The following is a 12,242-nucleotide window of genomic DNA, read 5'->3' as shown; positions in this document are numbered from 1 at the left end:
ACGCCAGGAAAGTCCCTTTCACTGCGCCAGTATCGGGCCTTTCCTGGCGTTGGGGGTCAGCCCTGGGACCGGGCCTTGGCTATCGGCAAGCGGTCGAAGACGCTGACCACGTGGGTGATCTTGCCGTCGGTGACGGTGAGGTACTCCATGCCGCGGATGTCCTTGACGGCCGGCGTGTCCACGACGTAGACGGTCGCCGCGTGCTCGTCGTCGCCGAGCACGTCGACCAGCTCGCCGCGGACCAGGGTGGTGGCGAACGGCTCCAGGAACTGGCGGTAGCCGGCCAGCCCGGTGATCCGCCCGGTCGGGGCCTCGCACACGACGTCGTCGGCGATCAGGGCCAAGGCCTTGTCGACCTCGCCGGCGAGCCAGGCGCGCAGGTACTCGTCGGCGATCTGCCGGGCGGTTGCGGTGATGACTGTTTTCTCCATGACCACCACCCTGCGCCGACTATATGACATCCTGTGTCATATACCGGAGAAAGGGTCGGCCGCCATGAGATCCGACCGCCTGCTGTCGATCCTGCTGCTGTTGCAGACCCGCGGGCAGCTGCCCGCGGCCGAGCTGGCCGAGCGGCTGGAGGTCTCGGTCCGCACGATCATGCGTGACGTAGAGGCCCTGTCCTCGGCGGGCGTGCCCGTCTACACCGTCCGCGGCCCGCAGGGCGGCATCGCCCTGCTGCCCGGCTACCGCACCGACGTCACCGGGCTGACCGCCGACGAGTCCCGGGCGCTGTTCGTGCTGATGTCCGGCTCCGCGCATGCCGACCTCGGCCTCGGGCCGGCGCTCGGCTCCGCCCTGCGCAAGGTGATGGCCGCGCTGCCGGCCCCACACCGTCCGGACGCCGACCTGACCAGCCGCCGCATCCTCATCGACCCCGTGCGCTGGCGTGGCATACCCGGGCCCTCGCAGCCCGGCCCCGACTTCGCCGCCTTCCAGCAGGCCGTGTTCGCCGACCGTCGCCTGCGGCTGCGCTATCGGCGCGGCCGCGACAACAGCGTGCGCACCTACACCCTCGATCCCTACGGCCTGGTCAACAAGGCTGGCGTCTGGTACCTCGTCGCCGACCACCGCGGCGAACCCCGCCTGTTCCGCACCGACCGCGCCCAGTCCGCCACCGCCCTGGCCGAGCCCGTCCAACGCCGCCCCGGCCAGGAACTGGCCGACGTATGGGAAATCCTGCGCCGCCGCATCGACGACATCCCCGCCCCGCTGGCCGTCACCGTCCGCGTCCGCGACGAGACCCTGCCCCTGTTCCTGCGCTTCCACGCCGCCGATCTCGCCCCGGGCGACCCGTCACCCGAGGAGTCCGGCTGGACCCGACTCGAACTCCGCTTCCGCTCCCTCTACGCCGCCCAGCCCCTCCTGTCCTTCGGCCCCGACGTCGAGGTCCTCGCCCCCGACAACCTCCGCCGCCTCCTCGCCGACACCGCCGCCGCCATCACCGCCCTGTACGCCTAACCGCTCAGACGCCGGCGCAGCGGCCACCAGGTGGCCAGCACGAACAGGCTGAACAGGTTGAGCAGCAGCCAGGTCGGGTGCAGCAGTGCGGCCGGCAGCCGTGGCCAGTTCACGTACCAGTTGGCGAGCAGGTCCAGCGCGATCGCCGCGAACGCCACCGTGACGCCCCAGGACTTCCCCAGCGCGACCAGCACCGCCGTCAGCGGATCGATCACCACCAACGCCGTGAAGAACACCGCCAGCGGCATCGGGGCCCACGAGTAGCCGCCGGCGAGCAGGTCGACCGTGTGCGTTGCCGTGCCGACGAGAAAGCCGACCACATATACGACACGCGCGATCGACCAGCCCACGCCGGGAACGCTACCCCCACACCCCTGCGAGTCCCGCCGCCCATTTTTGCCACATGTGGCGCTGGGAGTCGAATGTGCGCCACATGTGGCATTCGAATGTGCGGGAAGTCGACATTCGGCGTGTCTGTGAGCGGGACAGTGGGGTGGGGGTTAGGAGAGGGTGGTGGGGGCGTTGTAGGCCTCGATGAGGAGGCGGGGGTGAGAGACGGGCTTGCGTGGGGTGACGGCGACGGTGCGGCTTTCGCCGGGTAGGAGCCAGAAGTAGTTGTCGCCGTAGAGGGTGGGCAGCACGCGGTCCTTGCCGTTGCTCTCCCGCAGCGACAGTCGGACCATGGCGGCGACGGTCTTGCCGGTGTTCTTGACGACGGCGCTGTAGGCGCTGCCGTCCTGGCGCAGCGAGGCGGAGAGGCTGGTGGCGGCGACCGAGTTGAGGGCCCGCATGTCGGTGTCGGCCCGGTAGCGCCAGTAGGTGTTCTCGGACAGCAGGGTGCCTGTGCTGTCGGTCATCCGCAGCCGCAGCAGGTGCAGCGCCGGCAGGGAGTCACCGAACGGCACGGTGAACGACGGCGTCACCGAGGACGGGGCGATGTCGACCTTCCCGCTCTGGGCGGAGCCGAGGGCCTGGCCGGACAGGTCGTACAGCTGAGCGGACACGGTGGCGCCGGACACCGCGACCGGGGTGTGGTTGAGGGCGCTGACTTTCCAGTCGACCAGGCTGGCCTGCACATGGTGCGGCTCGCATCCCTTGCGGGAGCCGTAGTAGCTGCCGTTGAGGTCCATGTCGTAGTCGTAGGTCTGCCACACGGTGCTGTGCCAGGCCGGATGCGACATCCACAGCAGCACACCGCGGGCGTCGTTCCACAGCACGGCGTTCCACGCCTCGAAGATGGCCCGGAAGCTCTCGTAGTTGACGAACTGGGCCTTGCGGCAGAACTCCTCCAGCCCGCTGGACGGGGCCAGCCGGGCGTTGATCGCGTCGAGGTAGGTCTGCGGCTTCTGGTTGCCGTTGGCCGACCAGTCGTGCAGGTACCACGGCCCGCCGATGGGCCAGCCGGGGTCCCCGGCGCCGACCAGGTTGCGTATGCTCTCCACCACGGACACGGTGGGCAGGCCGATCTCGCTCCAGAAGCCGTGGGTGACGCCGTAGTAGTTCTTCGGGTCCTGCCAGTAGTACGGGCCGTCGCCGCTGATCACGCCGCCGGCCGAGTTGCCCTGGTACATCAGGTCGCAGCTGCTGGCGACCATCTCGCGCAGCGGGGTGTCGATCGAGTCCGGCGGGGTGCCCTCGTTGCAGCCGAACCACACCACGGTGCACGGGTGGTGCCGGTAGCGGAGCACGGTGTCCTTGGCCTGGGCCAGGAAGATGTCGTGGTTGGCCGGGTCGGCGGAGAAGCCGTCCCAGAACTCGTTCCACAGCAGCAGACCGTACTTGTCGCAGGCCGCGAACAGCTCCTCGCGGTAGCTGCACCCGATCCAGTTGCGGATCAGGGTGAAGTTCATGTCCCGGTGCATCGCCACCACGTTGTCCACGCGGTCGGGCGGCATCCGGCGAAGCAGCTCGTCCCAGCCCCACGCCCCGCCGCGGATGAACACCTTGACGCCGTTGACAAAAATCGTCATCGGCACCGGGGAGTTGTCGACCGCCTTGGCGTCGGTCCAGGTGTCGCCGTCGTCGGAGACCTGGATGACGAAGGTCGCCGCGTAGGCGTACTCCCAGGTCAGGTTGAGCCGGTCGAAGGTCTGCACGGAGCCCAGATCGACCTGGATGTACTGGTCGTCCTGCCAAGCCGAGGCCCACCGGGTGTTGGGGTCACCGTCGACCGCGAGGCTCGGCGGGCGGCTCGGATCGTCCACAGAGGACGATGTCGCCGTCTTGTTCAGGGCCAGGTCGACGGTCGGCGCGGCGCTGTTGACGACCGACAGCGTGTAAAGCGAGATGCCGTAGCCGGTGGCCCGCTTGTGGCCCTGCAACCGCACGTAACGGGCCTGCTGCACCGGGAAGTCGACGGTCTGGTCGGCCCGGTTGTTCTTCATGGTGATCGGCAGGTTGTAGTCGTAGCTGACCTTGCGGATGCCGAACTGGACCGACCGCTGGTCGCTGGTCCTGCCGCCGACGGTCGCGGTCATCTGCAACGTGTGCAGGTTCGGATCGCCGTAACCGTTGGGCCACCACAACTTCGGGTTGGCCAGCTTGAGCTGCGGGTACGCCGTCGGGTCGAACGTGACGTCGACCTGCTGGCCGCCGGCGACCGTGACGGTCCTGCTCAGCTTGACGTTGTCGAAGGACGCGGCCACGGTGATCTGCTGCGAGCTCGACGAGGCGTTGCGCACCGGAACGGTGATGGTCAGCTCGGCGGCGCTCACGTCGGGCAGCTTCGGCAGCACGGTGTCGATGCGGGCGTCGCCCAGCACCGCCGCGCCGGTGGAGCGCAGCCGGACGTGGTCCCAGATGCCGGCCACACGGTCGCGGACCGCGGGCATCCAGTCCCAGCCCGAGGCGGCGACCAGGGTGGGGGAGTTGGCGAAGATGCCGCCGCCGGCGTCCACGAAGGACTGTCCGGCCGGGCCCTTGTCGCCGGGGCTGCCGGGGAACGGGATGGGCGTGATCTTCACCGCCAGCGCCTGGTCCCCGTTGCGGCGCAAGGCGTTGGTGATGTCGAAGGCGGCCCGGCCGAACGGGTGCGACTGGGTGCCGACCGCCTTGCCGTTCAGCCAGATGTCGGCGGTCTGGTTGACGCCGTCGAACTCCAGCCACACGAACCGGCCCGCGCCGGTGTCCAGTCCCGACGGCACCGCGAAGGTGCGCCGGTACCACCAGGAGTGCCGGCTCAGCGCCTCCGGGATGACCATGTTGTTCATGCCGGACACGGGATCCGGGAAGTGGCCCTGCTCGACCAGCGAGGCCAGCACCGTGCCCGGCACCGTCGCCGGCACCCAGCTGTCAGTGTTGACCGACGGGCCGGACAGTTGGGCGCCGTCCTGGCTGGGCGCGAAGTCGTCCATCGTCAGCACCCAGCCGGACTCCACCGGCACGGTGCCGTCGGCCGCCACCCGCAGTGCGGGCGGGGTGCGGTGCTGCGCGGGCCAGTTCGTCCAGCCGGTCACCTGCGGGCGGTGCGCGGTGGTCGTGCCGTACACCTGGAATCCGTTGAGCCCCAACGGGTTCGAGGTGGATCGGGCGAACGAGGTGAACCGCACCCAGCGGGCTGATGCCGGCGCCGACAGCGGGATGGTGTTCACCGCGCCGGCGCCGGAACTCGTGGTGTGGACGGTGGTCCACACTTCGCCGTCGGTCGAGACGTCCAGCGCGTACGAGGTCGAGTAGCTGGTCAGGATCTCCAGGCCGGTGCTCTGGTTGCGGGACTTGGAGAAGTCGAAGGCCGGGTCCCCGGGCTTGGCGTCGAAGGTCAGCACGATCTTGCTGACCTGGCACGGGGCCTGGAGGTCCACCACCATCCACTGCGGATCGCCCTGGACCGCGCGCCAGCCCGAGCCGCGCAGGCCGACCTGGGCCACGCCGTCCACCGCGAACGAGCCGGGCGTCGCCGCGTAGTCGGTCGAGGAGACCGTCACCGGCCGGAACAGCGCCAGGTCCGACGGCGCCGCGGCATCGGCGCTGTCGGGGGCGGCCGCCGCCTCGGCCGCCGGCAGCGCCGCCGCCAGGCCGAACCCCGCGAGCAGGGTGACCCCGGTCGACAGGAATCCCCTTCTCGACACCCCGTCTGCCTCTAGCGCCATGCCCGTCTCCCGGTCCCGTCGCGACGTTGACAACGTTGCCAAGACCCTGCTGGAGGGCCGTGACAGTGTCAAGAAGACAAGCAAGACAGGAAATCCGGCCACCGACAACGTTGTCGGAATGGCCGGATCCGCGTGTTCTGTCGACCCGCTGTCGAGGTCAGCCCCTTGCCTCCACCGGCGTGGCCATCTCGGGCGGGCGCGGGAAGAACTTGGCCAGCTCGCTCATCCACGCGTTGGGGTGGGTCGCGGTGGCCGGTCCGCCCGGCAGGGCACGCGCCCTGCGGATGCCCTCGATCAGGGCGTCGGTGGCGGTCTTGGTGTTGTACCGGTCCTGGATCCACTGCCGGCCGGCCCGCCGGACCTCGTCCTGGCCGGGCAGGTCGAGCAGCTCCAGGGCCTTGTCGGCCAGGGCGGCGGTCTCCAGCTCCGGCACTCGCCACGCCGACGGCGACTCGAACAGCTCGGGCACGCCGCCGGCGTAGCCGGTGACGAGGCAGCCGCTGGCCATCGCCTCGGCCGGCGGCAGACCGAAGCCCTCGCCCTCGGGCGCGCCCAGGGCGACGAACACCGAGGTCTCCGACAGCACCCGCGCGACCTCCTCGTGCGGGACGCTGCTGATGTCGTGCAGTTCCACGCCCTGCGACCGCGGGTCGGCCTTCAACAGCCGGCGCAGCAGTGTGCTCTCGATCGGACGCTTGCGAGGCATCCACGCGATGCGTCGCACCCGGTCGGCCGCCGGCCGGAACAGCTCGGCGTCGACCACGTTGGGCACCAGATGGGACTCCATGTGCGGCAGCGCGCGCCCCAGCATCGCCACCGCGGCGTCGGAAATGGCCCACAGCGACGCCGGCGTCGACCAGCCCGGGTACGGATCGAGGTCCGGGCAGGTCAGGAAGTTCAGGTACTGGTTCTGCGAATAGATCACCTTGCGTCCGCCCGGCGCCGGGTCGTGGCTGGCGGTCACGCTCACCTCGGGCAGCACCAGCACGTCGTCCTCGTCCAGCTCCAGGTTCATGCCGGACAGCGTGGGCACGTCGTCCTCGAACCACGTGTAGCGGAAGCCCGGCGTCGGCGTCCACCGGTACGCCTCCACCCCGGCCTCGCGCAGCAGCCCCACCTGCTGGCTCAACACCCGGATGCCCCCGAGCGGGAACTGAACCTCGAACGCCGCGTACACGACTCGGCCGGCCACTGCGCCTCCCCAGTAATTCAACAATCGGTGAAACATCACCATATGAGGCCGGCTCGCGCGCGAACACCTTGTGGGGCCAGGACTGCCCGATCGAACGGGCCTGGCGGGCAACGTCCGAGCTCAGGCCAGGGAGCGGGGCAAGCGGGCGGTCGAGGAGATCGGCGGCGACGCCGTCGCTTCCCCGTTCCGCCGCGAGAGCTACGTCAGGGCTGGTCGTCCATGAGGTCGAGGTCCTGCCACATCTGCTGGATTCCGCCCGAGGCGCGGATGGCGTCGTCGTCGGCCAGCTCGCCGAGAATGGCCTGCACGGCAGCGACGACACCGGTGAGCGACGGGCCGGGGTAGCTGGCCTCGATGGGGGTGACGACCAGGTGGTCGGCGTGCTCGGCCAGCGGCGAGGAACGCAGGTCGGTCAGCACGACGACGGTCGCGCCGCGGTCGTGGGCGAGGCGGGTCAGGGCGCGCAGGGTCCGGGTCAGCCGCCAGATGTTGATGGTGACCAGGCAGTCGCCCGCCGTCAGCCGGGCGATCTCGACGGCCTGGGTGGTGGAGGGACCGAGGGCCAGGCGGATGTCGAGGCCGCCGATGGTGCCGAGGTAGCCCAGGATGTGGGCCGGGCCGGCCCCGGTGCCGGAGCTGACGACGACGGTGCGGCGGGCTGACCTGATGGCGTGGGCGGCGGCGCGGATGGCGGCGAGGTTCTCCGGCGTGGCCAGCGCGCTGACGTTGACGGCGTCCTGGCGCAGCATGCGGGCGGCGCGGTCGCCGGCCGCCGGGTCGAGGGAGACCTCGGCCGAGGAGACCGAGGCGAGGTAGCGGGCGCGCAGCTCCTCGCGCAGCTGGGGCCAGCCGTCGTAGTCGAGCTGTTGGGCCGTGCGGACCACAGTGGACACGTTGACGCCGGCCCGCTCGGCCAGCTCGCGAACCGAGGCGTAGCTGGCGAATTCGGGCGCGCGCAGGAGGACGTGGGCGACGCGTTCGGCCTGAGGGCCCAGCGCCGTGCGTGCGGTGCGGTCGGCCAGCCATGCCTCGATGGTCACTGGGTCTTCTCCTCAGGTCGCACCGCCGGATTCTGCCAGGTTCGCTCGATGGAGTGATCGTTGCATAGATATGGCTAATGCAGCTATCGTTGCATCGAGTTGTTCACCATCGGGAAGGACCCCCATGGCCGCCACGCGCCTGCTGATCACCAACGCCCACCCGCTGGAACCCGAGAGCGGCGAGCTCGGCGACGTGTCCTGGCTGGAGGTCGCCGATGGTCGAATCGCCGCGACCGGCACGGGGCCCGCCCCCGCCATCTCCGACGAGGTGCGGCACATCGACGCCGGCGGCGCGACCGTGCTCCCAGGGCTGGTCGACGCCCACGTGCACATCCTGCTGACCTCGTTCGATCCGAAGGAGGCGGCGTCGTGGACGCCCGGCTACGCCACCGTCCGGGCGCTGCGTGAAGCCGAGCGGATGCTGCGGCGCGGGTTCACGACCGTGCGCGACGTCGGCGGCGCCGACTACGGCATGGCCCAGGCGATCGACGAAGGCCTCGCCGTCGGGCCGCGGCTGGTGTTCGGCGGCAAGGCCCTGTCGCAGACCGGCGGGCATGGCGACATCCGCCCGCTCGGCGACGACACCGAGCCGTGCTGCCAGAGCCGTCCGTCGTTCGCACGCGTCGCCGACGGGGTGGACGCGGTCCGCTCCGCCGCGCGCGACGAGTTCCGCAAGGGCGCGGCGCACCTGAAGATGCTCATCAGCGGTGGCGTCGCGTCACCCCACGACGAGGTCTCCGCGGTGCAGTACACCGACGAGGAGATCCACGCGGCCGTCACCGAGGCCGAGAACCACAACCGCTACGTCACCGTGCACGCCTACCATCCGCGTGGCGTCAACCGGGCCCTGCGGGCGGGGGTGCGCTGCGTCGAGCACGGCAACCTCATCGACGACGAGACCATCAGGCTCCTGCTCGAGAACGACGCCTTCCTGGTGCCGACCCTCGTCACCTACGACCAGATGGCGCAGTTCGGGCGGCGGGCGGGAATGCCCGAGGCGTCGTACCGGAAGGTCGCCGCCGTGCACGAGGCCGCGCTGTCCAGCCTGGAGCGCGCGCACCGGGCCGGCGTGAACCTGGTGTACGGCAGCGACCTGATCGGTCCGCTCCAGGCCGCCCAGCTGTCGGAGTTCACCCTGCGGGCCGAGGTCCAGCCCGCGGCCGACATCCTCCGCTCCGCCACCAGCACGGCCGCGCGGCTGCTGGGCATGGCCGGGCAGATCGGCACGCTGGCCGTTGGCGCCCATGCCGACCTGCTTGTCGTCGACGGCGATCCGCTGGCGGACATCAGCGTCCTCACCCGCCCGGAAAGCGCCCTGCGCCACGTCGTCAAAGCGGGGCAGGTCATCTGAGCCGCGCGCGGGGGCCGCCAGCCGAGCCAGTTCGGGTGTTCCTCGCGGGCTCAGTCGGTAGTTGCCCTCGTTCTTCACCGGCACCGACGCGGCCACGCTGTAGTACCGGAAGCCGCCGCGACCCCCGCCACCCCGGCCGCCAGCATCCCCAGCAGCACCCGCCGCCCGATCGGCTTGCCCTCGTCCTCGCTCACACCCGAGCTTGTGCGCACCGGTTAGAGCGGTGCGCCCAGTCGTCCGATGTTGGCCGAATCCGTGGACAGGGATGGGGAGGGTGGGGTGCTCCGTGGCGGGGAATCGGTCCGAGGGTCAGCAGAGAATGCGGATCACGTGGTCCTCCTGGCGGTGAGCAGGAGCATGCCGGCGGGGCTGCGGAGGTCGACGAGGTCGAGGCCGGCGGCGGTGAGCCAGGTGACGAGTTCGGGGGTGGTGAAGGAGCGGACGCCGAAGGTTTGCTCTTGTTGGCGTTGGAAATGGCGGTAGGTGGGGCGGTCGGAGCGGCGGTAGGTGAAGGCGGTGAACACGCCGCCGGGGCGGAGGCAGCGGCCGACCTCGCGCAGGACCGTGCGGGGGTCGGGCAGCAGCTGGAGGGCGTTGGAGCAGTTGACGCCGCCGAGGGAGCCGGTGGCGAAGGGCAGGCGGAGCGCGGTGCCGCGGACGACGCGGAGGCCAGGCAGGCCGGCGCGGATGGCGTCGATCATGGGGACGCTGAGGTCGAGGCCTACGACGCGGTCGATGCCGAGGTGGTCGACGAGGGTGCGGGTCCACCGGCCGGCGCCGCAGGCCAGGTCCAGCAGCGGCACGTCGGCGGCCGACAGGTGGGCCCGCAGGTAGTCGTCCTCGGCCTCGGGCGTAAGGGAGTTCTCCCAGTTGTCGCCCATGATCTGGAGGAAGGAGACCCGGGTGTGCGTCTCGTACCGGGGCACGTGCAGCGGGTCCTGGAGCATGAACATGCCGAGCCCGCCGCCGGGCCCCTGGGACGCCGGCCCGAGGTCGAGATAGCCGCCGGCGTCCGGATAGACCTGGCGGCAGTCGGTGCACCGCACGCCGTCGGCGGTCACGGCCAGGGTCCCCAGGCAGTCGGGACAGGCGAGGATGTCGATGAGGTCAGACACGTGCGTTCCGTTCCACGTAGTGGTCGGCCCGAGCGCCCATGAAGGCGAGGATGGCGGTGGTCTCGGCATCCCAGATGGCCTGCACGGTGGCGTCGTCCCAAGCGCCGGACTCCCGCCAGCGGCGGTCGGTCTCCTGCTCCTCGTCGCTGAGCTCCCACAGGGCGGGGGTGGGCCAGGAACGCCCGATCCGGGACGGGGAAACGGTGGCGAGGCAGCGTCGCAGGCGGTGGAAGTCCTCGGGCGGCAGGTCCCGGAGCAGCTCCAGCAGGACGGCGGAGTGCTCACGGAAGTGCGCGCCGAGATAGGCGAGGGCCAGTGCGGCTGGGGATTTCGGGACGGGGCCGAGGGCCGACAGGATTTCGGGGATATGGCGGGAAACGGCATCGGGCCGGGATTCGGCGATGATGCCGAGCAGGATGAGGGCCCGGGCGTGGCCGGGGTCCTCGGGAATCCGCTTGGCCGCGACGACCAGGCCGTCGACGACATCGGCGGGGACCGGCGCGGGGCCGGCGACCAGGTGGGACAGACAGCGATAAGAATCGGTGGCGCCGACGGCGGTGGCGAGCAGGTGGAGATGTCGGGCCCGTTCGGCCGCATCGTCACGGAAGATCGTGGCGCCACGGGAAGCCGACTCCGCGGCCATGGCGGCGGGATCGGTGTGCACGTGGCGGTCCTGCTCGGACGGCAGGCGCTCCTCGGTGGCCGGCGGGCTGACGACCTGGAACATCTCCTCGAAGCCGCCGGGGGTGATGAGCATGAGGTAGTGCGCCCGCTCGGAGATCACGGCGAAGCGATGGGCCTTGTGCCGGGGCAGGAAAGCGCTCTCGCCGGCGCGGAGCACACCCGAGCGCTCGCCGACCGTGTACTCGAGTTCCCCGTCCAGCACCACGAGCGTCTCGTCCTCACGGGAATGCACGTGCGGCGGCGTGGCATAGCCCCGCCGGGCCCGCTGCTCGACGACGCTCAGCGCGCCGTCGGTGTCGTCGGCGGTGACGCGGATCGACATCAGACCGCCGAGATGCCACAGTTGGCGCGGTAGCTCGGAAGTGCGCCGGGCCAGCAGACCGGGTGGGATCGACATGACGCCAACCCTAGCGACCGCGCGGGCCCGGCTGGGTGGACAAGCGCTAAAGGGACTGTCCACTTAGGACAGTCAGGGGCCGAGCTGCTCGATCCGGTAGCCATCGGGACAGCTCGGGGTCTCCGGTTTGTCCTGGTAGAGCGGTGTTTTCCGGACCGGTAGCCAACGCGCTACCCGGTCACGGCCCGGAACGCAAGCCGGATCGCGAGGGCAGCCCGGGGCATGTGCGTGATTGGGGACGTGTCCAGTACGGACAGCGGGTCACGTCTTGTCGTCGTCCAAGGCGGTGAGCGCCTTGGCCAGGGCCCGCATCATCGAGGCCTGCTCCCGCGCGGTGCGGGCGTTGACCGCGCCGCGCTGGGCCATCTTGGTGACGCCGGAGTCCCGCATGGCCTGCTGGAGCTCCTGGGTGGCGGCCCGCAGCTCGTCCTGCGCGGCCTGGTTGCTGGCCACCGCCTTGGCCAGCCGTTCGGCCTGCTCGGTGAGCTCCCGGTCGATGTCGGCCGGGATCTCGGTGTCGGTGAAGTAGCCGACCTGGACCTGGAAGAACGAGGCGATGGCCTGGAGGGTGCGCAGCGTCGGGTTCTGCTTGACGCCGCGGCGCAGCTCCGACAGGTGTGACTCGGACAGCTCGAAGCCGGCGGCCTTGCAGCCGTTGACCACCTCGCGGTTGGTGTAGGCGCGTTCCGGCGCGTCGGCCGGTCTGCGCACGTCGAACAGGCGGTTGAGCCGATCGCCCAGCGTCGTGGAGGTCTGCTCGCGATCGCTGCTCATGTCCCCGTCTCCCCGGCTTGGCGTTGCCGAACCAGCATGCCACGTCGTCGGCCTGCGAAACCAGCGTCAGCCGGGTGGTTGGTGAATTTATTTCGCTTCACTTCAGCGTAGCGAAACTGGTCACAGGTGCTGTACGGTTT

Annotated in this window: 10 protein-coding genes; 2 read left to right on the top strand and 8 right to left on the bottom strand. The window is 70.5% G+C overall.

The annotated features are described in order from the left end of the window. Positions 1 to 56: 56 nt before the first annotated feature. Positions 57 to 431 (bottom strand): nuclear transport factor 2 family protein, encoded by a 375-nt coding sequence (locus tag ACIG5F_RS44290; RefSeq protein WP_396526257.1) that lies wholly within the window; start codon positions 429 to 431, stop codon positions 57 to 59. Between the two features lie 64 nt (positions 432 to 495). Here ACIG5F_RS44290 and ACIG5F_RS44285 point away from each other — a divergent pair, with 64 nt between their 5' ends. Beyond that, on the top strand, positions 496 to 1,461 hold the full coding sequence (locus ACIG5F_RS44285) for a helix-turn-helix transcriptional regulator (protein ID WP_396526256.1): 966 nt from the start codon (positions 496 to 498) through the stop codon (positions 1,459 to 1,461). Here the strand turns inward: ACIG5F_RS44285 and ACIG5F_RS44280 are convergent. The 4 genes from ACIG5F_RS44280 to ACIG5F_RS44265 form a co-directional block, all read right to left on the bottom strand. Next, complete coding sequence (locus tag ACIG5F_RS44280; protein WP_396526255.1) at positions 1,458 to 1,811, bottom strand: hypothetical protein; 354 nt, start codon at positions 1,809 to 1,811, stop codon at positions 1,458 to 1,460. The two genes, ACIG5F_RS44285 and ACIG5F_RS44280, sit on opposite strands and share 4 nt — an antisense overlap. A 150-nt stretch (positions 1,812 to 1,961) precedes the next feature. Further along, positions 1,962 to 5,549: a discoidin domain-containing protein gene (locus ACIG5F_RS44275; RefSeq protein WP_396526254.1), complete on the bottom strand. Its 3,588-nt coding sequence runs from the start codon at positions 5,547 to 5,549 to the stop codon at positions 1,962 to 1,964. A 157-nt stretch (positions 5,550 to 5,706) separates the two neighbouring features. Further along, on the bottom strand, positions 5,707 to 6,741 hold the full coding sequence (locus ACIG5F_RS44270) for a glycosyltransferase (RefSeq protein ID WP_396526253.1): 1,035 nt from the start codon (positions 6,739 to 6,741) through the stop codon (positions 5,707 to 5,709). 203 nt (positions 6,742 to 6,944) lie between these two features. Next, positions 6,945 to 7,781: a MurR/RpiR family transcriptional regulator gene (locus ACIG5F_RS44265; protein ID WP_396526252.1), complete on the bottom strand. Its 837-nt coding sequence runs from the start codon at positions 7,779 to 7,781 to the stop codon at positions 6,945 to 6,947. 124 nt (positions 7,782 to 7,905) lie between these two features. Between ACIG5F_RS44265 and ACIG5F_RS44260 the strand changes: the two genes are divergently transcribed. After that, positions 7,906 to 9,132, top strand: a complete 1,227-nt coding sequence (locus ACIG5F_RS44260; RefSeq protein WP_396526251.1) for an amidohydrolase family protein — start codon at positions 7,906 to 7,908, stop codon at positions 9,130 to 9,132. Between the two features lie 326 nt (positions 9,133 to 9,458). Here the strand turns inward: ACIG5F_RS44260 and ACIG5F_RS44255 are convergent, their stop codons facing one another. The 3 genes from ACIG5F_RS44255 to ACIG5F_RS44245 form a co-directional block, all read right to left on the bottom strand. Continuing rightward, complete coding sequence (locus tag ACIG5F_RS44255; protein ID WP_396526250.1) at positions 9,459 to 10,247, bottom strand: methyltransferase domain-containing protein; 789 nt, start codon at positions 10,245 to 10,247, stop codon at positions 9,459 to 9,461. Then, positions 10,240 to 11,328: a cupin domain-containing protein gene (locus tag ACIG5F_RS44250; protein WP_396526249.1), complete on the bottom strand. Its 1,089-nt coding sequence runs from the start codon at positions 11,326 to 11,328 to the stop codon at positions 10,240 to 10,242. The genes ACIG5F_RS44255 and ACIG5F_RS44250 overlap by 8 nt, the downstream gene beginning before the upstream one ends. Positions 11,329 to 11,589: 261 nt before the next feature. Beyond that, the gene (locus ACIG5F_RS44245) at positions 11,590 to 12,102 is read right to left on the bottom strand and encodes a hypothetical protein (protein WP_396526248.1); all 513 of its coding nucleotides are present in this window, start codon (positions 12,100 to 12,102) and stop codon (positions 11,590 to 11,592) included. Between the last annotated feature and the right edge of the window lie 140 nt (positions 12,103 to 12,242).

It is taken from the genome of Kutzneria sp. NPDC052558 (assembly GCF_044547355.1).
In the GTDB taxonomy this organism is placed as follows: Bacteria; Actinomycetota; Actinomycetes; order Mycobacteriales; family Pseudonocardiaceae; genus Kutzneria.
Note: the sequence above shows the minus strand (reverse complement) of the source record. Positions and strands in the feature narration are given on the sequence as shown.